23 protein-coding genes are annotated in these 25057 nt (G+C 55.3%); 12 read left to right on the forward strand and 11 right to left on the reverse strand.

What is annotated here, in order from left to right; all coding sequences use genetic code 11:
* Positions 1-6: 6 nt before the first annotated feature.
* Entirely contained in the window at positions 7-723 is a 717-nt protein-coding gene (locus HZS80_RS08000; RefSeq protein ID WP_179915732.1) for a glutamine amidotransferase, read from the reverse strand.
* A 136-nt stretch (positions 724-859) separates the two neighbouring features.
* On the opposite strand from HZS80_RS08000, the gene tpx reads away from it, so the two are divergent.
* On the forward strand, positions 860-1360 hold the full coding sequence (tpx, locus tag HZS80_RS08005) for a thiol peroxidase (protein ID WP_035559281.1): 501 nt from the start codon (positions 860-862) through the stop codon (positions 1358-1360).
* On the opposite strand, the gene HZS80_RS08010 is transcribed toward tpx, so the two are convergent.
* Positions 1343-2041 carry a gamma-glutamyl-gamma-aminobutyrate hydrolase family protein gene (locus HZS80_RS08010; protein WP_035559285.1) on the reverse strand — a complete coding sequence of 233 codons (699 nt, stop codon included), beginning with the start codon at positions 2039-2041 and terminating at the stop codon, positions 1343-1345. The two genes, tpx and HZS80_RS08010, sit on opposite strands and share 18 nt — an antisense overlap.
* A 70-nt stretch (positions 2042-2111) precedes the next feature.
* Positions 2112-3122 carry an amidoligase family protein gene (locus HZS80_RS08015; protein ID WP_179915733.1) on the reverse strand — a complete coding sequence of 337 codons (1011 nt, stop codon included), beginning with the start codon at positions 3120-3122 and terminating at the stop codon, positions 2112-2114.
* A gap of 143 nt (positions 3123-3265) precedes the next feature.
* Between HZS80_RS08015 and HZS80_RS08020 the strand changes: the two genes are divergently transcribed.
* The 3 genes from HZS80_RS08020 (at position 3266) to HZS80_RS08030 (ending at position 8468) form a co-directional block, all read left to right on the forward strand.
* Complete coding sequence (locus tag HZS80_RS08020) at positions 3266-5770, forward strand: mechanosensitive ion channel family protein (protein WP_179915734.1); 2505 nt, start codon at positions 3266-3268, stop codon at positions 5768-5770.
* A gap of 332 nt (positions 5771-6102) precedes the next feature.
* A complete protein-coding gene (locus tag HZS80_RS08025) occupies positions 6103-7551 on the forward strand; it encodes a hypothetical protein (RefSeq protein ID WP_035559294.1) in 1449 nt (482 codons plus the stop codon).
* Positions 7552-7778: 227 nt separating this feature from the next.
* Positions 7779-8468: a CBS domain-containing protein gene (locus tag HZS80_RS08030; protein ID WP_035559297.1), complete on the forward strand. Its 690-nt coding sequence runs from the start codon at positions 7779-7781 to the stop codon at positions 8466-8468.
* Between the two features lie 70 nt (positions 8469-8538).
* Here HZS80_RS08030 and HZS80_RS08035 read toward each other — a convergent pair whose 3' ends face one another.
* The 8 genes from HZS80_RS08035 to HZS80_RS08070 form a co-directional block, all read right to left on the reverse strand.
* Positions 8539-9663: an aminotransferase class V-fold PLP-dependent enzyme gene (locus HZS80_RS08035; RefSeq protein ID WP_179915735.1), complete on the reverse strand. Its 1125-nt coding sequence runs from the start codon at positions 9661-9663 to the stop codon at positions 8539-8541.
* A gap of 134 nt (positions 9664-9797) precedes the next feature.
* Positions 9798-10205: a cytidine deaminase gene (gene cdd, locus HZS80_RS08040; protein WP_179915736.1), complete on the reverse strand. Its 408-nt coding sequence runs from the start codon at positions 10203-10205 to the stop codon at positions 9798-9800.
* A 42-nt stretch (positions 10206-10247) separates the two neighbouring features.
* Positions 10248-10973, reverse strand: a complete 726-nt coding sequence (gene deoD / locus HZS80_RS08045) for a purine-nucleoside phosphorylase (RefSeq protein ID WP_179915737.1) — start codon at positions 10971-10973, stop codon at positions 10248-10250.
* Positions 10974-11135: 162 nt separating this feature from the next.
* Positions 11136-12380 carry a phosphopentomutase gene (locus tag HZS80_RS08050; protein ID WP_179915738.1) on the reverse strand — a complete coding sequence of 415 codons (1245 nt, stop codon included), beginning with the start codon at positions 12378-12380 and terminating at the stop codon, positions 11136-11138.
* Positions 12377-13732 (reverse strand): thymidine phosphorylase, encoded by a 1356-nt coding sequence (gene deoA, locus HZS80_RS08055; RefSeq protein ID WP_179915739.1) that lies wholly within the window; start codon positions 13730-13732, stop codon positions 12377-12379. The genes HZS80_RS08050 and deoA overlap by 4 nt, the downstream gene beginning before the upstream one ends.
* A complete protein-coding gene (deoC, locus tag HZS80_RS08060) occupies positions 13732-14529 on the reverse strand; it encodes a deoxyribose-phosphate aldolase (protein ID WP_035559316.1) in 798 nt (265 codons plus the stop codon). Before deoC ends, deoA begins: the two co-directional genes overlap by 1 nt.
* An 85-nt stretch (positions 14530-14614) precedes the next feature.
* The gene (locus HZS80_RS08065) at positions 14615-15898 is read right to left on the reverse strand and encodes a NupC/NupG family nucleoside CNT transporter (protein WP_179915740.1); all 1284 of its coding nucleotides are present in this window, start codon (positions 15896-15898) and stop codon (positions 14615-14617) included.
* Between the two features lie 54 nt (positions 15899-15952).
* Positions 15953-16798 carry an outer membrane protein OmpK gene (locus tag HZS80_RS08070; protein ID WP_179915741.1) on the reverse strand — a complete coding sequence of 282 codons (846 nt, stop codon included), beginning with the start codon at positions 16796-16798 and terminating at the stop codon, positions 15953-15955.
* A 311-nt stretch (positions 16799-17109) separates the two neighbouring features.
* Between HZS80_RS08070 and HZS80_RS08075 the strand changes: the two genes are divergently transcribed.
* From HZS80_RS08075 to HZS80_RS08110, 8 genes are all read left to right on the forward strand, one after another.
* Complete coding sequence (locus HZS80_RS08075; protein ID WP_035559322.1) at positions 17110-17877, forward strand: DeoR/GlpR family DNA-binding transcription regulator; 768 nt, start codon at positions 17110-17112, stop codon at positions 17875-17877.
* A 296-nt stretch (positions 17878-18173) separates the two neighbouring features.
* A complete protein-coding gene (gene cyoA, locus HZS80_RS08080) occupies positions 18174-19199 on the forward strand; it encodes a ubiquinol oxidase subunit II (RefSeq protein ID WP_035559326.1) in 1026 nt (341 codons plus the stop codon).
* A gap of 3 nt (positions 19200-19202) precedes the next feature.
* Positions 19203-21245: a cytochrome o ubiquinol oxidase subunit I gene (gene cyoB / locus HZS80_RS08085; protein ID WP_035559331.1), complete on the forward strand. Its 2043-nt coding sequence runs from the start codon at positions 19203-19205 to the stop codon at positions 21243-21245.
* Entirely contained in the window at positions 21245-21856 is a 612-nt protein-coding gene (gene cyoC / locus HZS80_RS08090) for a cytochrome o ubiquinol oxidase subunit III (protein WP_179915742.1), read from the forward strand. The genes cyoB and cyoC overlap by 1 nt, the downstream gene beginning before the upstream one ends.
* A gap of 1 nt (position 21857) precedes the next feature.
* Positions 21858-22187, forward strand: a complete 330-nt coding sequence (cyoD, locus tag HZS80_RS08095) for a cytochrome o ubiquinol oxidase subunit IV (protein ID WP_179915743.1) — start codon at positions 21858-21860, stop codon at positions 22185-22187.
* Complete coding sequence (gene cyoE / locus HZS80_RS08100; protein ID WP_179915744.1) at positions 22145-23068, forward strand: heme o synthase; 924 nt, start codon at positions 22145-22147, stop codon at positions 23066-23068. The genes cyoD and cyoE overlap by 43 nt, the downstream gene beginning before the upstream one ends.
* 270 nt (positions 23069-23338) lie before the next feature.
* Positions 23339-24259, forward strand: a complete 921-nt coding sequence (locus HZS80_RS08105) for an EamA family transporter (RefSeq protein ID WP_179915745.1) — start codon at positions 23339-23341, stop codon at positions 24257-24259.
* Between the two features lie 76 nt (positions 24260-24335).
* Positions 24336-24845, forward strand: coding sequence for a porin family protein (locus HZS80_RS08110; protein ID WP_035559346.1), 510 nt, complete (start codon positions 24336-24338; stop codon positions 24843-24845).
* Positions 24846-25057 lie beyond the last annotated feature (212 nt).

The raw sequence follows: 25057 nt of genomic DNA on the forward strand, positions 1-25057 counted from the left end.
TCGGGGCTATACAAACGCGAGGAAGCGCGTGAGCAGGCTAGCTGCGTCTGATGCATCAGTCACCTTCGCTGATAGGCTTGCAGGGTTCTCACCCTGGTCGCGCAAGATAGCGCGTTGGCGCTCTATATAGGCGCGCATGACGGGCACGCTGAACTCAGGGTGGAACTGTACGCTCCATTGGCGCGGGCCATAGCGCAGCGCTTGATGGGCGTCGTGGCTATTGTGGGCCAGCACAGTGCAGCCGTGAGGCGCCTGCATGACCGACTGCGCATGGGAAAGGTGTGCCGCAAAACTTTCCGGTAACTGACTAAATAGCGGGTCTTGTCGGCCAGCCAGCGTCAGTCGCACCGTATGAGTACCCGACTCGCGGCCTGCTGGGTGGTAATCGCTGACACCGCCAAAAGCGGCGGCCATGAGTTGATGGCCATAGCAAACGCCCAGCATGGGCATATCGTTTGCCAACGCGCCTTGCAGCCATGGTTTAAGTGCTTCGCTCCAGGGTTCTGCATCGCTGACCATGCTGTGCGAGCCAGTGATCAGTATGCCTGCCAAGGTGTCTAGAGCGGGTGGGGTAGGGTTGCGTTGCGCGTCCCATACCTGCACCTCTAAATGCGCAGGCAAGGCAGTACTTAGCTGCTTTTCAAATAGCGTTTCAAAGTCGCCGTACTGGTCGACGACTTCTGGATAAGCATCGCCGGTTTTAACGATTAATACACAGGCCATATCACTCCCTCGGTACGATGAAACGCAAATGTTAAACAAAGGTCTTTCAGGAAGAGCACAAAGGCATGATGATAGCCTACCATGGCCTCCTGGATGGTAAGAATTCATTCGTTATTAACGACATAAGGAAACGACAATGCAACAAATTACCCGTGCGGGCGAGCCGCTGGATGTGGCTGGCACACTGCCTGCTAAAGATCAGGCAGCACCTGAAATGACACTGACCAACACTGAGCTGCAAGACGTTACGCTTGCGACCTATGCGGGCAAGCGTAAGGTGCTTAATATTATTCCCAGTGTGGATACGCCTACCTGCGCGATGTCGACGCGTCGCTTTAACGAACTGGCCTCTAACCTTGCTGACACCGTGGTATTGGTGGTTTCGGCTGATTTACCCTTCGCTGCCAAACGCTTTTGCGGTGCAGAAGGGCTGGATAACGTTGAAACGCTGTCTACTTTCCGTCACCCAGAGTTTCGTGAAGTCTGGGGCGTGGCGTTGTGTAATAACTCGATGGAGGGGCTGTGTGCCCGTGCGGTGGTGGTGCTGGATGCCGATAATCGCGTGCTACACAGTGAGTTGGTCAGCGAGCTGAAAAACGAACCAGATTACGACGCAGCGTTAGCCGTCTTGAGCTGACAGCGGGCGTTTTCTAGCATGACGTCGTGAAGCCGTCACCAGCGCGCGAATCAAGCGCTGCTGGGGGCGGTTGAAAATTAGCCACTCGGGGTGCCACTGCACGCCAATCAAAAATTCATGTTCACGTGACTCGATGCCCTGTACCAAGCCGTCCCGGTCGCGGGCGACAATTTCTATCCCCCTGCCTGCGCCATAAACAGCTTGGTGGTGCAGGCTGTTAACCCGGCACCATGTCACGCCGAGCAACCGGTGTAGCTTACTCGCGCCGACAATATCGACGGTTTTGCGCGGCAGTACCGTACGGCGTCGTTTTAGCCCTTCATGTGTGGTGTAAATATCCGGGTCTAGAGTGCCACCAAGGTGGACGTTGATTAATTGCGCCCCCCGGCAAATACCCAGTACGGGCGTATGCAGCGGAATGAACCGCTCAAGCAGCGCAAGCTCCAATTCATCCCGTGCCGGGTCGAGGCGTACATCCAGCTGCACTTCGCCGCCGTAAAGGTGGGCCTGAATATCATCTCCGCCACCAATGATTAAACCATCTAAATGGTCAGGCTGGTGGCGTGAAGGCGATAACCGCAGCGGTTTGCCGCCATGGCGCCAGACGGCGAACCAATCAAACCACCATGCTAAGTGGCTTTTGCGGTCAGAGGTGGTAATTCCGATAAGCGGCCGAGACATGCAGGTGGTTACTCACTGTGGCAAGAAATAAAGTTGAAAAATGTGAAGTTGAAAATAAGACATTAAAAAATTAGCGCTCACGACGCAGCCAACGGACCAGTTTTTCTTTTACGCGGGTCAGCATCGGTCGGTTATGTTCGGCAATATACTCAGCGCAGCGAGCGAGCAGCACCTCCGAGTTAGCGGCAAGTTTCTCAACTTCCACCCAGCGGTTCCACTCCATTGCCGAGCCCCAACCCGGTTGGGAAAGTTGGGCGTTGGGTAAGCGATAGTGAAAAGTGGGACGTGGTTTCGTGAGCTGAGCATGTAGCAACTCATGGCCATGGTCAGGGCGCAGATAAGCAAACAGCGGCAACATATCCAGCTCACGGTTGCGCGTTGGATTATGATGCAGGTAGTCGTCAATCAAGGTATCCAGATCAGGTGAGTAGCGGCTATCCAGGACCTTTAGCGCGTATGCTTTGTGAAAGGGGTTGGCATGGGGCAGCACCTCGCGGGTAATATCGACTTTAATTTCATCGCGCAGCCATCCGGCAAGTAATAAATACGCGCGCAGCATGGCAAGCAAATAGTCGGCATCAAAGCGCTCTACTTCAGGGTTTAGATGCAACCCGAACCCATACATCAAGCTAGCATCGGTGCCCTTGGCGCCGTGCTCTCGCAGTGCTTCAAACAGCGCGTCTAAATCTTCAAGTTCATTCCAGGGCACCGGCGGGCAAACAATTTCGGTAGGCACTAGGCCAGTGACCATATCACCAATCAGTTCGCGGGTTTTTTGATGGAACTGGATGCGTCGTTGGTGCTGGTGGCGCGCCCACTCGCTGTCTTGAGCGTTAGGGTCTTCCAGTAGGGCTTTGTCAGGGTGAGCGTACTGAGTGTCGAGTTCAATGCCAAATTCGCCCCAGCGGGTATTCTCTACTAGTAGCCGATGAGGGCTTACCACGTTAAGCTCCCCGCCAAACAGTTCACGTACGATCATCGCCGTGTCTCGAGGTGGCAGGCCAGCAAATTCAATTTCGACGCCAACCTGCCGGATATTCCCATGACTGTTTAAGCGGTTAGGTGGAGCTTGTAGCGTCATCTCGGCATCCTTGAGGTGAACGTTTAAGCATCCAGCCTATCATAGTCACGCGTTGAGGCTGAGTGCATTCCTAAGGGCTATAAACTAAAGCGGCGGTAAACGGTAAGCAGGACGCCATTCAGATTAATATTCAGGAGTAAGGCGTGCGACAGCACTGGTTAATTAGCGCGGTAATGGGCGTTGTCTTGTTTGTATTGGCAAGCCTACTACTGACGAGCATGGCAATCACGCAGGCCCAGGCGCAAGTGGTGTCAATACCCGGTTTGGGCGGTGGCTCTGAGGAGCAGGAGGTTGAGGTCAGCGGCGAAGAGTTCCAGGCCTCGTTAACTGATGTCATCACCATGCTTGAAAACGAGGAGCGGCGCACTGAGCTGCTCACGTCGCTGCGCGAGCTGCAGGTAACCGCAGATGCTGCCACCGAAGACGAGGGCGTGGTGCGCCAAGGGCTGCTGGGTGCCCTCGCCGATACGCTAAGCGACCTTGGCGATCAGGCGCAGGCAGGTGACTCACCGGTTGATCAATGGGCGCGCCAGCTGGTTCAGGGGGCGGACGATTTACGCGCCCTGAACGACGATGCCGACCAAGGCGAAGCCATTCGTGCGGTTGCTGAAGGAGCTGTCCTGGCCCTGATTTGGATCGGGCTGCTGGTGGTAATGATTGCTTTCGGGCGCATGGTCGCTACCCGCCGAGAGTGGCCGCTGGATCTGCCTCGTGACCCCAAAGCCTGGTTAATGGCTGTGCACTTCTTACGCCGTATGCTGCCCTGGGCGTTGGCGTTTGCCTTCACGCTTGGAATTGGACAAGTGCTTCCGGACAGCCCAGGGCGAACGCTGGTGCTGGTGGTGGCCTATATCTGCCTATGCGGGCGGGCGCTGTCGGTGGTGTTTGAAACGGTCATCGCCTTCTTTAGTCGCGGCCACCGGTTTACGGCGGTTCAATTACTTCAGCAGCATGCCCTGCGTGGGATGTTTGTGATTGGTGCGTTGATTGCGCTTGGCGATGCGGTCAACTCAACCCGCTTGGTTGAAATGCTGGGCAGCGAACTGTCGAGCTTGGTCTCGGTGCTTTCCAACATGCTGGCGGCGCTGCTTTCAGCGCGGTTTATTCTTAAATTCAAACGCCCTGTGCGTCATTTGATTTGCAACCGACCGTTTAAACAACGCCGTGACGCCAGCACTGCGGTTGAGATGATCCGCTCGCTGGGTGGGCTATGGCACATTCCCGCGCTGCTACTGGTGAGTGGTTCACTACTGGCGATTTTTATTACCGTTGGCGATGTCGGCACTGCGCTGGCGCGCTCAATTATCTCTGCCAGCCTGCTGGTCCTTACGCTGGTAGTGACCGGGCTGCTGCGCCGCCAAGCGGAGCGGATGGGCAAGCGCCGTCATCGTCATCGTCAGAGCCAATACCGTAAACGCTTAGAGCGTTTCGGCTTTGTCCTCGCCCATATTTTTGCATGGATGGTATTTGCCGAGCTCTCGATGCAAGTGTGGGGCAGTTCGTTCTTTGGTCTGGGCCAACAAGCAGTCGCCAGTGCCCGCATTGGGCAAGCGCTGGTCAGTCTTGGCGCCACGGTGCTGTTGGCGTGGCTGGTGTGGATTTTTGCCGACACCGCCATTCAGCGGGCGCTTACCTCGTCGGCACGCTCGCGGGGGCGGCGGGTCAACCAGGCCCGGGCGCAAACCATCACGCCGATGATTCGCAACGTCATCTTTGTGACTATCTTGATTATTGCCGTCATCGCCGGCTTGGCGAACTTGGGTGTTAACGTGACACCGCTGTTAGCCGGTGCTGGTGTGATTGGTCTAGCGATTGGTTTTGGTGCCCAAACATTAGTGCAGGATTTAATCACCGGCATCTTTATTTTGATCGAAGATTCGCTGGCGGTAGATGACTTTGTGCAGATCAATAACCACATGGGCACGGTCGAGGGGCTGACGCTGCGCACGGTTCGCCTTCGCGACTTGGACGGGATCGTGCATATCATTACCTTTAGCCGCATTGAGTCGATTCATAATATGTCTCGGCAGTTCGGCATTGCGCTGATGCGTATCCGTATTCCGTTTGATATGAAAATCGACGATGCCATTACGCTGATGCAGGAAACCGCGCAGGAGCTGCGCCGTGACCCGATGATGCGTCACTACATCTGGTCACCACTGGAGATGCAGGGGGTTCAGGGGTTTGAAGATGGCTGCCCCATCCTGCGTATGCGTTTTCGCACCGCGCCAGAAATGCAGTGGGATGTTTCGCGGGCGTTTAACTTGCTGCTCAAACAGCGCATGGAAGCTCAAGAGATTGACCTGGGTGTGCCGCGGCTCAGCATCAGTATGGAATCGCGCTCAGAAGACCGCATGGAGGCGACTGCGGGCACGTCGTTTTCGCTGGACAATGGTGCACCAGAAAGTGAGCAGGGTGAGTCAGACGCTGAGCAAGAAAGCGAAACAAACACAGACGATCATAAGAAACCCGCACCACCGAAGCCGGCACCCCGCCCAACCAAGGCAGAAATACGGCGCGATGAGCAGGCGCGCAAGCACGATGAAACGCCTAATCGCGCCGCGTCACACCGGCAAAAGCCCCCAGCACAAGGCAAGCCCCAGGCCGATACCTATGCCAGTACCGGCGGAGAACACGGCGATGAGTAACCACGGCCCGCGTAAGCGGCGCCAACGGTTATACAAAGAGACCGCGTGGTTAACGCGGTCAACCAGTTCGTCGTGACGCGAGATTGCATGATCGGGAGGCAGCGAAAAGTCATTCGCCACATCGCCTTGCCAGTGAGCGCCGTGGCTGAGTCCTAAGCGTGCGCGTAACCTGCCAATATCACTCTAATCACAGCAGCTCAAAGGGTGAAAAACGGGCAGTGGACATTTCCTAGCTCCACAGATGAAGAGGCGGCAGTGATCTTGTGCAGCGCCATGATTATGTTAGCCATGGTATATCATCACGTTAGACAAAGGAGTAGGAGATTGGTGGGTTGATCAACGTTGAGCGTAAAAACAGCTTTCAGCTGCGTCTTACCCGTCGGCTCAAGGAAGAGACGTCGCATAACCTCGACGTCTATCTCTTTGTGCCTGGCGAGCTGGGCCTAAGTACTCAGCTTATCTCAGAGGAGGCTTTTTATCATGCCGCCATTCATGTATCGCGCACTTACTACAGTGACGAATACCTGCTGCCACTGGTGCATAGTCGGTTGGCCAGTCGCAATCGCCTGGGGAGTGACTCTTACCGGTTGAGTTTGAGCCTATACGCCTATCAATACGTGGAAGCGATGGAGCGCACCACGCAAGCGATGTTAGTAAGCGCCAATAAGTTACGTCATACCCGCCAACAACAGCGGGAAGAGAGTAGTGAAGAGCAAGAAAGTGCGGTTGCCTTACGTGACCAACTGCATGAAATGATCGACTTGAGTGACGGAATCCTCAAGCGCCTGCGACGCAATCAGCCGGATGACGAAAGCTTCAAAAAATACTTCGCCAATATTGATAACTACCTCTCCTGGTTTACCGAACAGCAATTACTGGCGTTAGTAGCGCATATGCCACGTGGTGGTGAGTTTACTGAGATTCGTCGACGCTTTATCAGCGTGTGCCACCGGGAGGATGAACATCGCCGCGAACAGCAATACAACGCCGAGCGAGTAATGGCGGACCCGACGCGCATGTCGAACAAAATGCGCCTACTGCGGCGTTTGATTGAACATCCGATTACGCTAAAGCAAGAGGCATTGGAATTGGGCGGCGGCGAGCAGAAAGCGGTCAAAGCCCTGGCCACGGCGGTGGTAATGGGGTTTGTGACATTAGGCGTGCTGCAGTTACGTAGCGCGTTAGGGGATCTTTCTGCGCTATTCGTGTTAGCCATGGCGCTGCTCTACGCCATGCGTGAAGTTTTTAAGGATGATTTGCGCAACACCCTTTGGCGCTTGCTGCGCAAAGGCCGTCCTAAGTGGCGTCGCCAGTATCTAGACCCCACGCGAAATGCCGTGGTGGGTCGCCAGCTGGAGTGGTTTGACTACAAGCGCTTCGCTTCGCTGAGTGATGACATCCAACAATTGCGCCGTCGCAAGGTGGCCCAGCGGGAAGAGGTAGTGCTGCACTACCGCTCAAGTTCACGTATGTCACCCACGCGCTTTTTAAGCGGCTATGAGCATACGCGCGAAACACTGAATTTGGATATTTCCATGCTCACGCGGCTAATGAGTAAAGGGAAGCACCACATCTATCGGCTTAAAGATGGCCAAGCAGTGCGTGAAAGCGTCGAACGCCGCCACCTGTTTAATCTGGTGATTCGTGAAACGGGCAGTGAAGACACGCCCTACCTTGCCCGCTGGAAAGTCGTGGTAAGTCGCTCAGGCATTGTTGATGTGGAGAAAGTGGAAGAGAGTAGTGCCACAGCGGCGAACAAACCAACCGGTAAGCAGGCATAAAGCTGCGCTAGATCAAATTAGTCTCAATGCGTTCTTTTAGATAGCCAGCCGGCATAGGCAAATTTCCAGTAGCGAACTAGGCTCAAAGAGAAGGCAGGGCGAACTGCCACTGCGGCTTAGCCTTAACGAATCAGTCTGAACGAACCAGCCTCAACGTGTCAGATTTAAGTCCAAGGGCGAGTTGCGTAAGGCTGATTTAAAGGGGACTAGGCGCCAGGAGAAGAGCCATGCAAGCTATTGATATCATGACACCCAAAGTGGTGAGTGTGGGACCCGATACGGAAGTGCGTGACATTGCGCAACTGCTGCTTAAACACCGTATCAGCGCTGTGCCTGTCGTCGATGGCGATCACCGGGTGATCGGCATTGTCAGTGAAGGCGATTTGATGCGCCGGGTAAAAGATGACAGTGACCACGGTCACTCATGGTGGTTATCGCTATTTACGGGCGGCAAGGATGCTGGCGACTATGTCAAGACGCATGGTCGTAAAGCCCACGAAGTGATGACGCCAGATCCACTGACCGTGGAAGAGAACACGCCACTGCATACCATTGCGCGAATGCTGGAAAAGCACCACATCAAACGTGTACCCGTCGTGCGTGAAGGTAAGTTGGTGGGGATCGTCAGCCGCGCTAATCTGCTGCAAGGAATTGCCAATGCGGCGGTAGCGCCGACTCAGTCACCCTCGGACGATCGACAAATTCGTGAGGCTATTCTCAAAGAGGTTGAGAATAATACCGGCGTACAAGTCGAAGGCATTAGCGTGATTGTGGATGGCGGTGCTGTAGAGGTCTGGGGGCTAGTCGAGTCGCTTGAGCAGAAGCAGGCGGTGACGGTCGCAGCAGAAAATGTGGCTGGGGTAACTCGCGTCGAAAACCATCTAGGGATGATGCCGCGGGGCGTGGGGTATATGTGACCTTCAGCCCGCTATTTTAATAGCGGGCTTTTCCTTCCTTACTCTCTTAAGCACTCTCTTAAACACGCTCTTAAACCACTGCTTTAATCGCCTGCTCTAAGCTGTTCACGCTGCGCTCTGTGTGGTGCAGCTTATCTAGGCCAAACAGGCCTATGCGGAAGGTTTGGAAGTTATCGCCTTCATCGCACATTAACGGCACACCGCCCGCTACTTGCACGCCCGCTTGGGCAAGTTTGCCCACTAAGCCGCTATCGTCGCTATAGCACACCACCACACCCGGTGCTTCAAAGCCTTCCGCAGCCACGCTCACAAAACCGTGGCGCTTAAGCATGGCACGGACTTCACGGCCAATCGCTTGCTGCTCCTCTTTCACCTTGGCAAAGCCGTAAGAGCGGGTCTCCTGCATGATATCCCGCAACTGCCGCAGCGCATCGGTAGGCATCGTGGCGTGGTAGGCGTGCCCGCCGTTCTCATAGGCTTGCATGATGCTGTGCCACTTGCCCAGGTCGCAGGCAAAGCTGTTGCTCTGGGTGTCACTCAAGCGCTGCGTGGCGCGCTCTGAGAGCATGACCATGGCGCAGCAGGGCGAACCGCTCCAGCCTTTTTGCGGCGCACTTACCACCACATCAATGCCCAGTGCCTGCATATCCACCCACAGGGTGCCAGCGGCAATGGCGTCTAACACAAACAGGCCGCCTACCTCGCGAGTGGCCTTGGCGAGCGCTTGAATATAGTTATCTGGAAGCAGCAAACCAGCGGAGGTTTCGACTTGCGGGGCGAACACCACGGCAGGTTTTTCGCTACGAATTTGCGCCACGGCCTCATCAATGGGAACCGGCTGGAAAGGCGAATGCGAGTCATCGGCATTCAGGCGTAGCGCCTTAAGCACCGTGTGCTGGTCGGTTAAACGGCCCATCTCGATAATTTGCGTCCAGCGGTAGCTAAACCAACCGTTGCGGATGACCAATGTTTTCTGATCAACGGCAAACTGCCGCGCGACGGCTTCCATACCAAAGGTGCCGCTGCCGGGAACGATGATGGCCGAGTGAGCGTTGTAGACCTCTTTCAGCGTGGCCGATATATCGCGCATCACACCTTGAAATTGCTGCGACATATGGTTCAGCGAGCGGTCCGTGTAGACCACTGAGTACTCAAGCAAGCCGTCAGGGTCGACGTTGGGCAGTAAACCAGCCATGGCGTTCTCCAAATAAATACAGTGCTCTCATCGGCACACTTCATCAAAAATATACAGTGGCTGCTAAGAGTACGAGCAATATATGCACAAAACCAGCCCGAGTGGGGCTGGTTTTGAAAGCCAAGCGGGCTGACTTAGCGTGGCGGCAACTGCTCTGGCCCAAAGGCGTCGGGCAGCAGCGTTTCCATGGTGTAGGTTTTCATCAATTCGCCACTGCCGGAAAGAACCTTGATTTGTGTCTCTGGGGTCGCGAACTCACGAATCCGCTGACGGCAGTCGCCGCAGGGCGTGCAGAGGTGATCGCCAGGGCCCATCACGTAGACAGTGGCCAATTGGCGCTGCCCGGCAGTGATCATGGCGGAAATGGCCGAAGCTTCGGCGCAGAGACCTTTGTAGTGCGCCACCTCCACGTTAGTGCCCGCAAACTGATGACCGTCAGGGGTTACCATCACAGAGGCCACCGGGTGCGCGGAGTAGGGCACATAGGCGTTAGCCCGCGCGCTTAACAACGTTTGAACGATCTGTTCTGATACCTGTTCCATCACTTTTCCTTTTGGCAGCTTCAACGCGCTCTTTTCAACGTTCTAAGCGCGGGCAGCGTCGTCGCGAAGTACTGTGTCCAGGGCAATCAACATCATGTCGTCAAACGTGGTTTGACGATCGGCGCTGGAGAGCGAGTCGCCTTTCAGGATGTGATCCGACACGGTGCAGATGGTCATGGCGCGGGCGCCGAACTCAGCGGCGACGCCGTAAAGACCTGCGGCTTCCATCTCGACGCCGACAATGCCGTAGCGTTTGAGCATTTCAGCCATGTCGGTTTGCGGGTTGTAGAACAGGTCCGCTGAGAACATATTGCCCACTTTGACCGGCACATTCTTGGCCTTAGCGGCAGCAACCGCGTGCTGGGTCAGTTCAAAGTCGGCAATGGCGGCGAAGTCGTGGTCGTTAAAGCGCATACGATTGACCTTGGAGTCGGTGCTGGCGCCCATGCCGATGACCACATCGCGCACGTTGACATCGTCGCGCACCGCGCCGCAGGAGCCCACGCGAATCAGCGATTTAACGCCGTAGTCGGTGATCAGCTCTTTGGCGTAGATGGAGACCGACGGAATGCCCATGCCGTGGCCCATCACGGAAATCTCGCGGCCTTTATAGGTGCCGGTATAACCAAACATGTTGCGCACGTCGTTGACTTGGCGAACGTTCTCCAGGTAGGTGTCGGCGATGTATTTGGCGCGCAGCGGGTCGCCGGGCATCAGGACGGTATCAGCGAAATCGCCCATCTCGGCATTAATATGCGGTGTAGCCATGTAACGCTCCCATATCAATAATTTAACGGTCCGAATAAACCCTAGGCGGGGGCGCTGTGAACCCTTCCCTGGGCGCTACTTTCGCCATCCATGGCGAAAGACCCCCGCTACGGGTTGATTCTGACCTTGCACGATCTTGTGCTGGTGGTTTGTCACTCGCCTTTAAGCGGCTTCGGGAAGAAAACTTTTGCCATCGGCCATGGCCGGTAGCAGGAAAAAGTCGGCCAGGGTTTGGCCAATATCGGCAAAGGTGCCGCGCTCACCCAGCGAGCCGGGTGTAAAGCCGGGGCCGTGTACCAGGATGGGGATATACTCGCGGGTGTGCTCGGTGCCTTGCCAGCTGGGGTCGCAGCCGTGATCGGCGGTGAGAATCAGCAGATCATCTTCGCTTAGCGCCGCCAGCAGCTTAGGCAGCTTGGCGTCGAAATCTTCCAGCGCGGCAGCATAGCCCGGCACGTCTCGGCGGTGGCCATAGACCGAGTCAAAATCGACAAAGTTGGTCATGATCATGGCGCGCTCGCCTTCGTCGCGTTGGCCAGTGCGCTCGATCTCGTTGAGCGTGGCGTCCATCAGCGCGTCGTGGCCGCTGGCTTTTACCTTGTGGGTAATGCCGCAGTGGGCGTAGATATCGGCAATTTTACCAATCGAGACCACTTCACCGCCGGCATCATCAAGCTTTTGCAGCACGGTGGGCGAGGGCGGCTCAACGCTGTAGTCGCGGCGGTTGCCGGTGCGGGCGAAGGTGTTACTGTCTTCGCCGATAAACGGACGCGCAATGACGCGGCCAATGTTGTAAGGCTCTAGCAGCTCGCGGACGGTTTCGCACAGCTTATAAAGCCGTTCAAGGCCGAAATGCTCTTCGTGAGCGGCGATCTGAAACACCGAATCCGCCGAGGTATAAACGATGGGTTTGCCGGTGGCTATGTGCTCTTCACCCAGGCGAGCGATGATCTCGGTGCCCGAAGCGTGGCAGTTGCCAATCACCCCAGAGAGGTCTGCTTCCTGGACGATGGCGTCGAGCAGCTCAAGGGGGAAACTGTCGGTTTTATCCAGAAAGTAGCCCCAGTCAAAGCGTACCGGCACGCCGGCAATTTCCCAGTGGCCGGAGGGAGTATCTTTGCCGCTGGAAATCTCTTTGGCGTGGGCGTAAGCCCCTTCCAGACTTTCCGGCAGCGTGACGCCTTCGGCAACGCTGCCTGTGGCATCGCGGTGGGCGTGAAACAGCCCCAGCTTGGCCATGTTGGGCAGCTTGAGTGGCCCTGAACGATTGGCGGTATCCGCTTCGCCACGGGCGCAAGCGGCGGCGATATGGCCCAGGGTGTCGGAGCCTTCATCGCCGAAGGTCACGGCGTCCGGGGCGGCGCCAATTCCAAAGGAATCGAGGACTATTACAATCGCGCGGCTCATAAGGCTTCTCCACGGAAGGTGTCTTGTAGCAGGGTGTCGGCACTGGCAGCGCCTTCGCCAATCGTAAACGCCGCGCGCAGCTGCTCGGCGGCACGCTCGGCGGCGGCGTCACTGCGGGCGTGCACCATGGCAATGGGGCGCTGGCTATCCACGCTCTCGCCGATTTCGACGATGTTAGTGAAGCCAACGCTGTGATCGACGCTGGCGTCGTTACGCAGGCGGCCACCGCCTAGTTCCACCACGCTCATGCCTACAGCGCGGGTATCAATACGCTGGACCACACCTGCTTGCTCGGCATACACGGGTTTAATGACGTCGGCCTTGGCCAGGTAGTGATCTGAGCGCTCCATAAAGTCGCTGGGGCCGCCGAGTTCGCGCACCATACGGGCGAACACTTCCGCGGCAGCGCCGGAGGTCAGCGCTTTCTCAAGCTTAGTTAGTGCTTCTTCACGTGAGTCAGCGAGCTTGCCGGCGATCAGCATCTCTACCGCCAGCTCGCGAGTGACTTGCATCACGCGGCTGTTGGGGCGGTCGCCGCGCAGTAGAGCCAGTGTCTCGACGATTTCAACGGCGTTACCGGCGCAGGGCGCTAGCGGCTGGCTCATATCGGTAAGCAGGGCAGTGGTGGGCGTACCCGCTTGGGTGGCCACATTGGCAATGCTTTTGGCCAGTTCGCGGGACTTTTCCGGCGTAGGCATAAAAGCGCCACTACCGACTTTAACGTCCATCACCAGCGCATCCAGCCCGGAGGCCAGCTTCTTGCCTAGAATAGAGGCGGTAATCAGCGGAATCGATTCCACCGTGGCGGTCACATCACGCACGCCGTAGATGCGCTTGTCGGCAGGTGCCAAATCACCGGTTTGGCCGATAATTGCCACGCCGGTGGATTTCACCACCTCGCGGAAACGCTCTGGTGCGGGGTAGGGGTTGTAGCCGGGGATCGATTCGAGCTTATCCAGTGTGCCGCCGGTATGGCCCAGGCCACGCCCGGAAATCATCGGTACGAAGGCGCCGCAGGCGGCGACCCAGGGGCCGAGTACCAGCGAGACCAAGTCGCCTACACCGCCAGTGGAGTGCTTATCGACAATCGGGCCAGGCAGGTTCAAATCGCTCCACTGCATCACATGGCCGGAGTCACGGGTCGCGGTGGTCAGCGCAACGACTTCTTCACGGCTCATGCCGTTGAGAAACACCGCCATGGTGAAGGCGCCAATCTGGGCGTCGCTGATGCGGTCATCGGCAATGCCCTGCACAAACGCTTTGATCTCTTCCGCGGGCAGCAGCTGGTTATCACGCTTAAGGCGAATCAGCTCCTGGGGCAGCAACGCGTGTTGGGTTGCATTGGCAGACATTAGTAACCTCCTTGGCCTTGGGGTGCCGCGCTGGTGCTGCCGGTCAACGTAGCTAGCAGATTGCCCAGCAGGCTAGAGGCCCCAAAGCGGAAGTGCGCGGGGGTTACCCAGCCTTGGCCCATAATATCGTTGGCAAGGGCTAGATATTCCGCCGCGTCTTCGGCGGTTTTGACGCCACCTGCTGCTTTAAAACCAACGTCTTGGCCACTGGCCTTGATGGCCTTGAGCATAATCTCGGCGGCTTCCAGCGTAGCGTTAACGGCTACTTTGCCGGTCGAGGTTTTAATAAAATCAGCGCCGCCTTCAATAGCGAGTTCGCTGGCGCGTTTAATCAGCGCGGGCTCTTTAAGCTCGCCGGACTCAATAATCACTTTGAGCAGCGCTTGGCCAGCGCAGGCCGCTTTGCACATTTCAACCAGCTCAAGGCCGGTCTCTTCGTCGCCTGCCATCAACGCGCGGTAGGGAAAGACCACATCAACTTCATGGGCGCCGGAGGCAACCGCATCGCGGGTTTCACGGGCGGCAGCCATAATGTCGTCGTCGCCGTTGGGGAAGTTGGTGACCGTGGCAATTTTAACTTGGTTATCGAGCTTATGCGCGGTAAGCGCGCGCTGGGCAGTAACGATAAACTGCGGGTAGACACAAACGGCAGCAGGGGTGCCAAAGGGCGTTTTTACCTGCTGACACAGCGCTTCGATGGTGCTGTCGGTGTCGCTATCGTTCAGGCTCGTTAGATCCATGAGGGTGAGTGCTTGGCGGGCGGCTTGGGCAATATGGGGGGAGGCGGTCGCAGTCATGGAGTTCTCACAAATCAGTAAAAGATAAAAACGGGCACTGCGGATAAAGCCGCAGTGCCCGTCACCTTCAGTAAACCCCGCTGCGTTAAGCAGTGGCGTTACTTAGGGCAATAAAGAAGCCAGCAATTGAGGCCGACATCAAGTTGGACAGTGTACCGGCCAATACGGCTTTGACACCAAAGCGGGCAATCTCTTTACGGCGAGTCGGTGCAATGCTGCCCAGGCCACCCAGCAAAATCGCAATGGAGGAGAGGTTAGCAAAGCCACACAGCGCGAAAGAGAGGATCGCCATGGTGTGCGGTGTCATCATCTGACCTGTCGCCGCCACCACCTGTTCCCCATCAATGTAGGGCGCTAGGTTGATATAGGCGACAAATTCGTTGACCACCAGTTTTTGACCGATGAACGAGCCGGCCAGCGTAGCTTCTTCCCAGGGTACACCTAAAAGGAACGCCAGCGGGGCGAACAGCCAGCCCAAGATTAGTTCCAGGCTAAGGGAGTCAAAGCCCATCCAGCCGCCAACGCCGCCGAGAATGCCATTAATCAAAGCGATTAAGCCGATGAAGGCGAGCAGCATGGCGCCCACGTTGGCGGCCAGCATTAAGCCCGAGGTAGCGCCGGAGGCCGCCGCATCCAGCACGTTGGCGGGCTTATCTTCCTGGGCTTCAATTTCTTCTTCAACCTTGGAAACGCTGTCGCTATCGGACACATCCTGGGTTTCCGGCATGATCAGCTTGGCGAACAGCAACCCGCCCGGTGCCGCCATAAAGGAGGCTGCTACCAAATACTCCATGGGAATACCCAGCGCGGCGTAACCCGCCAAGACTGAACCGGCGACCGACGCCAGACCACCACACATCACCGCAAACAATTGCGACGGCGTCATGCGGGCGATAAACGGACGCACCACCAGCGGCGCTTCGGTTTGCCCGACGAAGATATTGGCCGTTGCAGAGAGTGATTCAGTACGCGAAGTGCCTAGTGCTTTCTGTAGTGCGCCACCCAGAATGCGAATGACCCACTGCATAATACCGATGTAGTAGAGCACGGCGATCAGCGAGGAGAAGAAGATAATCACCGGCAGTACTTTGATGGCAAACACAAAGCCGACGTTATCCACATCGGCTAAGCCGCCGAACAGAAAGCCGATACCGTCATTGGCATACACCAAAATTTGGCTAACGCCAGAGGAGATGGCCTGCAGCACCGCCTGACCGAAGGGCACGTAAAGTACAAAGGCACCGATACCCGCCTGGATAGCAAAGGCGCCCAGCACGGTACGCAGCCGGATCGATTTACGGTCGTAAGAGAAGATCAGGGCAATGGCCACCAGAGTGACCATACCCACCAAGCTCATAAGGAGTGTCATAGGGGGATCCTTCGCGTCAGCGCGTAAGTAACGTTTTTATAGACAGTAACGCGTTTAAAGTAAGTTGAGCTTGACGGAGTAGATCATCGCATTCTGATAATCATTGGGGGTGCCCAACTTGTTATCAGAGTAGCGATACTGAATACCGGTGGTGATCAATTCACTCGGATGCCACCATAGGCTCAGTGCACCGTTGGTGCCTACACTGCCTGCTGTATCGCCAACGTAATTTTGCTCCAGATAATCGTCATCACGGCCAAACGTTTGCTCGTGCCAGTTGGTGACGCTGAAGTTCTGGTTGAGCGCCGAGAAATCATACCCCGCGACCCAGCCAGCCATGAAGCCGTTCATGCCGGTATAGCTGTTACTTTGCACCCGCGCCGCGCCAATAAAGGGTTTAAACCACAGGCCGTTATCGAAGGTGGTGCGGTAGCCTAAACCCAGAATCTGATCCTGCTCGCGGCTTTCGTACCCGTAATCACGGAAGTCGTAAAGGTGGGCATAAATCGACAGCGGGCTGTCGCCCAGATAAATGTGCGAGGTTATTTTACCCGCGGTTCGGAAGTTGTCTTGGCCACCGCTGGACTCATCGAACTGGTCATTGGTGGGGTTCTCGAAATCAAAGAAGCCGTAAAATTCGCCCCAGCTAAAGCCAGCGCCGCCTTCAATTTCGAGAAACATAAAGTCGCTTTTCGCCGCGTTAGAGGCGGTGCGTGCTTCGGTGCCGTTCGACCAATCGAGATAGTTGACCGAGACATTGGCAAACGACCACAGCCGGTCAAGCGGGTGGGGCTGAGCGTCGTCTGCAAATGCTGGAGTGACTAGGGCAGTACTTGTCAGTAAAGCGCCAGCACTAAGGGTGACAAGCGATGAAGAGCGAGTGTGTTTTCGAGCAGTCATGTAAGCCTCAACGGGGGTTGTCGCGGAGCCATTTGAGTGTGGCTATCCGTGGTTATAATCGTGCGGGCTGGCGTTAATGTTAAAATTATAACATTTAGTGTTATTTTTCTAACGCTGATTTGCAAGTATTGTCACATCAACGCTATTTAAATGTCATATCGCTATCGTAAGCATCACGAATAGCGTTAATGGTCGCTGTTCCAGTGGAAATTCCGTCGCTGCTCGCTCAGCATAGAAACGCAACAAGAGGCAGCATGAAGGCTTATGTTGCGCTAATCACAACAAGAGGGGTTGATAAGGAGATGCCCACCATGAATGGCCGCAGCGCTCAGCGCCTTGCCAAACTTCAGGAAGCGCTAGCCAGTGGCGGCACTCTTCATCTGCGCGATGCTGCAGAGCTGTGCGATGTATCGGAGATGACCATCCGCCGCGATCTCACTACCCAGCCTACTGCGATGAGCCTGCTGGGCGGGCGCTTGGTGATGGCGAACTATCCTGGTGTCACTCCGATTTACGACTTAACCGAGCAGCAGGCTAGCCACTATCAGGCGAAGTATCGCCTTTGCCAGCGAGTACTCGCCTTTATTGAAGAGGGCGATACGCTGTTTATTGACTGTGGCTCGACGCTGATTCCGTTGCTGAGTCAGTTAAGTCACTTTCGTGAACTGACGGTGGTGACCTATGCACTCAACGTCGCCAATGCCGTTGCCGCCTTGCCCAACGTACGCCTTGTGCTACTGGGCGGGTTGTTTTATGCCGCTTCACAATCATTTGGCAGCGACAATATGGCCGCCGCCATTGAACGATTGGGCATCAATAAAGCATTGATTTCCGCGGCGGGGGTGGATTTGGAGCGCGGCGTAAGCTGTTTCCACTTTCACGAAGTAGCGCCTAAACAGGCCGCCATTGCCACCGCGATGCAGCGCTTGCTGGTAGTGGATGCCAGCAAGTTTGGCGTGGTGCGACCGGCTTATTTCGCAGCCCTAAATGATTTTGATGTAGTTGTTACCGACGAAGAGGGTGCGCCGCAACTGCTAGGGGGACATGGTCGCGATGTGCCAGTGGTAACCGTGGCGTAGAGGTTTTTCGCTTGCCTATCCCCGTCAATAGCTTGGGTGCGGCAATGCGCCACTTCTTTCATGATCTAGATCAATAGAAAATACTTTCGTCTTACTTGCTGTTGCTTTTAAAGCTTAGGCGAGCAAGACCCGCCGCTGTTCCCACTTGGCGGCGCATATTCTTCCCGGAGCAGTGACGCTCAGTGCACTACGCATGTTCTTGTGCTCGTAGGAGCATGTTTTGGGAAGAGTATGGGGTGATAGTTAGCCTGCTATATAGAGGCTAGTGTTTATTGAACATTTCACGAGATCACACCATGCAACGACGCTCTCTATGGCGCAGGCGAGGCACTTTGGTGCTCCTTGCGCTGTGTCTGTTTCTGGCAGGCTGTAGTTCGGCCCTGTTAGACCCGAAAGGCCAAGTTGGTGCTGAGCAGCGCTCGCTGATCCTCACCTCCTTTGGCTTGATGTTGATTGTCGTCATTCCTGTTATTGCGATGACGCTGCTATTTGGCTGGCGGTATCGGCGTAGTAACAGCGTAGCGAAATACCTGCCTGACTGGGCACACTCCAACGCAATTGAAGCGGTGATCTGGATCGTGCCCTGCGCGATTATCGCGGTGCTTGCGCTGTTGACCTGGAAAACATCGCATAGCCTGGATCCACACAAGCCGTTGGAAAGCGACGTAGCGCCGATTGAGATTCAGGCGGTGGCGTTAGATTGGAAATGGTTGTTTATCTATCCCGAGCAGGGCGTGGCGAGCGTTAATGAAGTAGCCTTTCCCGTCGACACTCCAGTGCGCTTTCGCGTTAGCTCGGGTTCGGTCATGAATGCCTTCTTCATTCCCCATCTTGGTAGCCAAATCTACGCCATGGCGGGCATGGATAACGATGTTTATCTGATTGCCGATGAAATGGGCAGCTACCCAGGTCGCTCTACCAATTACAGTGGCGCGGGCTTCTCGGGTATGACCTTTGAAGCCAAGGTGACTACCCCCGGCGAGTTTGATGACTGGGTTGAAACCGTGCGCGGTGCCTCTGAAACGCTGACTTACCCTGAAGGCTACGAAGCGCTGGCGGAACCTAGCGAATCGCACCCAGTAGAGTACTTCTCTGCGATCTCACCAGCCCTATACGAAAGCATTTTGAAAAGCTTTCACACGGGCGGTGAGCACGAGATGGACAGCGATCACTCAATGGGCAGCGACCACGCTGACTCTTCCGATGGTGATAACGCACCTAGCACCCATCAAGCGGCCGCATCTGGTCACCACACCGATAACCATGCTAATCAGGATCATGCTATGCGCACACATCCTGCTAGCGTTGAAGCAGGGGGTTAAGCCGTGTTTGGAAAACTCAGTTTAGAATCCATTCCCTACCACGAGCCGATTATTATGGTCGTGGCGGCCGTTATGGCCATTGGTGGGATAGCGCTGTTTGGTTTAATAACGTACTACCGTAAATGGGGCTGGCTGTGGAACGAGTGGTTTACCTCTGTTGACCACAAAAAGCTCGGTATCATGTACTTCATCGTCGCGCTGGTCATGCTGTTACGTGGCTTCTCCGATGCGATTATGATGCGTACCCAACTGGCCATGGCCGCCGGGGGCGCAGCGGGCTATTTACCGCCTGAGCACTACGATCAGATCTTTACCGCCCACGGCGTGATCATGATCTTCTTTGTCGCCATGCCCATGGTCATCGGTCTGATGAACCTGGTGGTACCTCTGCAAATTGGTGCCCGCGACGTCGCTTTTCCCTTCCTGAATAACTTGAGTTTTTGGCTGTTTGCTGTAGCGGCAATATTAGTCAATATCTCGCTGGTGGTGGGCGAATTCGCCAAAACCGGCTGGCTTGCCTACGCGCCTTTATCGGGGATCGAGTTTAGTCCCGGGGTGGGGGTCGATTACTGGATATGGGCGTTACAGATATCGGGGATAGGCACGACGCTCACCGGTATCAACTTCTTCGTGACTATTCTAAAGATGCGCACCAAAGGCATGACCATGTTCCGCATGCCGATCTTTACCTGGACCTCGCTGTGCGCCAACGTGCTGATCATCGCCTCGTTCCCGATTCTGACCGCGACGATTGCGCTGCTAACGCTGGATCGCTACTTCGGCATGCACTTCTTTACCAATGATTTTGGCGGCAACATGATGATGTACGTCAATCTCATCTGGGCCTGGGGCCACCCAGAAGTTTATATCCTGATTCTGCCTGCCTTCGGCGTATTCTCTGAAGTGATCTCGACGTTTGCCCGGAAGCGGCTGTTTGGTTACATGACCATGGTATGGGCGACGATTGCGATTACCTTGTTGTCATTTATTGTTTGGTTGCACCACTTCTTCACCATGGGGGCGGGCGCCAACGTCAATGCTTTCTTCGGCATTATGACGATGATCATCGCCATTCCTACCGGGGTGAAAGTCTTCAACTGGCTGTTCACCATTTACCGTGGAAGCCTGGAACTAACCTCGCCGGTACTCTGGACCCTGGGCTTTATTATCACCTTTACCCTGGGGGGGATGACCGGCGTCATGCTGGCGGTACCCGCAGCCAACTTTGTATTGCATAACAGCCTGTTTGTTATTGCTCATTTCCATAACGTCATTATTGGCGGCGTTGTGTTCGGCATGATGGCCGGTCTTACCTTCTGGTTCCCCAAAGCGTTTGGCTTCACGCTAAGCGAAAAGTGGGGCAAGCGCTCGTTCTGGTGCTGGTTTATCGGTTTCTATGTCGCCTTTATGCCACTTTACGTGTTGAGCTTCTTCGGTGCCGTGCGCCGCATGCAGTCCTACGCCAACCCTGAATGGCAGCCGTGGATGATCCTGGCCTGGGTAGGGGCGGTAATCATCATGATGGGTATTGCCTGCACCATCATCCAGTTCTGGGTGAGTATCCGCGACCGCAAACTGAACGCTGATGTGACCGGTGACCCCTGGGATGGCCGCACCTTGGAGTGGTCAACCTCTTCACCTGCGCCGTTTTATAATTTCGCCCGCTTGCCAGTCGTCGGTGACATCGACAGCTTCTGGTCACAAAAGCAGCGCAGTAATGAGCAGCAGGAAGAAGCGCCTTACACCGATATTCATATGCCGCGTAACACGGTGGCTGGCCCTGTCATCAGCCTATTTGCGCTGGTCATTGGTTTTGCCTTGGTGTGGCATATCTGGTGGCTGGCAGGAGTCGGTGCCATCGGTGTCTTTGTCAGCTTTATGGCGCGGGTGTTTAACGACGATATCGACTACTACGTTCCCGCTGCTGAAGTTGAGCGTATCGAGCGTGAGCATCAACAACGCGTTAAAAATTCCGATCCCTACAAACCCTCTGCCGAGGTTGAAGGACGCGAAGGTAAGCAACGCTACGTGGAGGTGAAAGCGTAATGGCAACGGATACGTTACATCACGAAGGATCGGCCGATCATCACGAGCATCACGATGCGGCGGGCACCAAGCTGTTTGGTTTTTGGGTTTACTTAATGAGCGATTTAGTGATCTTCGGGTCACTGTTCGCTACCTACGCCGTGCTGATGAAAGGCACTGCGGCAGGCCCAACGGCTGCCGATATCTTTGAGCTACCGTTTGTACTGGTTGAAACCTTCCTGCTGCTGTTCAGTAGTTTTACCTTCGGCATGGGTGTGTTGGCGATGAATGCCGAACGCCTGGGTCAGGTGAAAGCATGGCTGGCCATTACGTTCTTGCTGGGCGCGGCTTTCGTGGGCATGGAGATCTACGAATTCCAGCACCTGATTCATGAAGGCTATGGCCCCGACAAAAGCGCCTTTTTGTCGTCGTTCTTTACTTTGGTCGGCACCCATGGGCTGCACGTCACCTTTGGTTTGATCTGGATTTTAGTCATGCTGATTCAGCTTTATACCAAGGGCTTGAATGACATGACCCGGCCGAGGATTTTGTGCCTAAGTCTGTTCTGGCACTTCCTCGATATCGTCTGGATCTGTGTCTTCTCATTCGTCTATCTGATGGGAGTGCTGTGAGATGAGTCATTCTCCGACTAGCCCCACTAATAACCATGGCAGCGTAAAGTCTTATGTGACAGGACTGGTATTGTCGCTGATACTGACCATTATCCCCTTTGGGGTGGTGATGAGTGGCACGCTTAGTGTACTGACCACTATCATCGTAGTGGCCGTGACCGCTGTGTTGCAGATATTGGTGCAACTGGTCATGTTCATGCACATGAATACCAAAGCCGACGAAGGCTGGAACGTGATGTCCTTCGTCTTCACACTGACGATTCTCGTCTTAGTGGTAGGAGGCTCGCTGTGGATCATGCAGCATTTGCATCTCAACATGATGATCGGCTGATCACGGCACCTAGCCGTTGGCGGGATCTGCTCGAACTGACAAAGCCCGGCATTATCGGGGGTAACCTGATTGCCACTTTGGGCGGCTACTTTCTTGCCGCCCAGGGGCAGTTTGAGTGGCTCAGCTTTGTCTCTGTTATGGTGGGTATTGCGTTAATCATTGCGTCGGGCTGTGCGTGTAACAACGTCATCGACCGCGATATTGATGCACTAATGGCGCGTACGCGCCATCGCCCACTGGTTAGGGGTAGCATTTCCATCACCCAGGTATTGGGCGTTTCGGCGCTATTGGGTGTGTCGGGGGTGGTGTGCCTGGCGCTGGGAACCAATGGGTTAACCGTAGCCTTAGCAGTGATTGGTTGGGGCGTGTATGTGGGGATTTATAGCCTCTACATGAAGCGCCGCTCCGAATACGGCACCTTGGTGGGCAGCCTTTCGGGAGCCATGCCACCGGTGGTGGGCTACTGCGCCGTCACGGGACAATTCGACAGCGGTGCCATTATGCTGCTAGTGATTTTCTGCCTGTGGCAGATGCCGCACTCTTATGCGATTGCGATCTTCCGCTACGCGGATTATCAAAGAGCATCGATCCCGGTACTGCCGGTGGTGCGTGGGGTCAAAATGGCCAAGCACCATATCCTGGGCTATATCGTAGCGTTTATTCCCGCTTCGCTGGCGCTGGTGTTGGCCAGTCAAGCAGGCATGGGGTATCTGTGTGTGGCGCTGACCATGGGCGGCTACTGGCTCTACTTGGCGCTGCGTGGCTATCGATTAGACGATGATGTGCGCTGGGCCAAGAAGGTATTTGGGGTCTCCATTCTCACCATCACCGCGATGAGCTTAGTCATGGTGCTGGAGGCGATGGTGCCCATGCTGGTGTAGGTGTAATGGTCGTTAGAGGCCATCTGTGTTAATCAAAACGCCCCAAGCGGTTTATCTGCTCGGGGCGTTTTGTTGTCCTTCTACAGCCAAGACAGGATAAGGGAAGAAATGCATTAGACTTTAGTATAAAATACTGCGGTTCAGAAAGCAGTGTGCGCTTTTCGTTAGCCTGCTTTTTACCGCCAGGTATGCTTCACTGGCTCGATTGTCCCTTGGTCTCTTCTCCCTTAACGAGAGTCTTTTACTCCCTTAACGAGCCATTACGTCCTTATGTCAGCGCCCACACTGCCCAAGCTATTGCCGCGCCATCTGGCGATTCTATTGATGATGACCGTGGCCACCATGTTCGCCGCCAACCACGTTTCCGCACGGCTGGCATTTGATAATGGTACGGGGTTGTTACTAGCCGTTTTAACCCGTTCGGGCGTTGCCTGCTTGATTTTGGTGGCGCTGGTCATCGTGCAACGCAAGCGCCTATGGCTACCCGCAGGCTCATGGCCTTGGCAACTCACCGTGGGGCTGCTGATTGCGGTTCAAAGCGTCAGTCTATATTCAGCGGTGGCAAGACTGCCGGTGGTGATAGCGCTACTGCTGGTGAATACCTTCCCCATTCAATTGGCGTTATTGAGCTGGGCACTGGGCGGGCCGCGCCCCACCCTGCGTAGCTGCCTGATCATGGGGACTATTTTAATTGGCCTGTTGGTGGTGCTGGATATTCCTTCGTGGGTTGCCAGTGCAGATGGCATGGGCCCAGGTTGGATAGCCGGGATTGGCTTCGGGCTGATGGCCGCCTTTGTGTTTGCTTGCGCGCTATGGGTTACCGAACACCGCTTGGCTGGGGTAGGCAGTACGCTGCGTAGCCTGCTGACCATGCAAACGGTGTTTATCGTCATGATTATTGGTGGCATTGCGGGTGTAGTGCCAGGGGGGATGAGTCTGCCGGATAACAGTGCGGGCTGGCTAGGGCTAACACTGCTGGGGCTGCTCTATGGCTCCGCGTTTTCGACGCTGTTTATCTTTGTACCCAGGCTCGATATGGCTCGCAACGCACCGGTGATGAATATCGAGCCGGTAGCCTCTCTGGTGCTGGGTTATTTCGTTCTAGGACAAATGCTTAGCCCAGGCCAATTAGTGGGTGGCGCGGTCGTGGTGGGCGGTATTGTGGTGCTCAGTTTATCCAAAGGAAGGTAATCATTTGCGTTCTTCATGGTTATGGACCACAATGCATGGAGTAAGGAAACACTGTTTTTTAACTGAGGTACAACCTATGAAGATGTCCCTAGTATCACTTACATCGGCGGCACTCCTGGTTGGCGCAGGCGCATTTGCAATGTCTGCTCAAGCACAGCAATCCTTCACCTACCCACAAGGATATGTAGGCGGTGACGCAATGTTCTGGAACCTGGATCCAGAAAGAGGCTCGTCCCGTGATGCCGTAGGCCTTCGTCTACGCGGCGGTGCTCAATTTAATGACTACTTTGCGCTTGAAGGACACTTAGGCACGGGCGGTTCCGATGGTGGCGCTGACCTAGACCATCTCGCCGGTGCTTATGCAAAAGGGATTTTCCCGGTGGCGCCAGAAGTGCGGTTTTACGGTTTAGCGGGCTTCACAGAAGTTGAGGTCAGTGACAACCGGGAGAGTGGTTTCTCCTATGGCGGTGGCGCTGAAATGGACATAGCTCCCAACTTGTCCGTCGGCGCAGATTACATGCGCTACCTGGATAAATCTGACTTCACCTTCGATGCGGCCAGTGTTGGCTTACGCTACCGGTTTTAATAGCGTTTAAAGTAGTAGCTTACTCGTTAGTTATATCCAAACCCCCATGGCGAAGCGCCATGGGGGTTTTTGTTTTTTAACCATTTCTATCCAGTAATGTAAGAGCAGACAGGCAAGCTCATATTGTTAGCGCGCTAATTAGTTGTTAGACTAAAGTCTCTTATGCTATTCCTTAAATGATGCGCGTCCGATGAATGGCGCTGGCCAGGTGG

The organism is Vreelandella glaciei (assembly GCF_013415125.1).
In the GTDB taxonomy this organism is placed as follows: domain Bacteria; phylum Pseudomonadota; class Gammaproteobacteria; order Pseudomonadales; family Halomonadaceae; genus Vreelandella; species Vreelandella glaciei.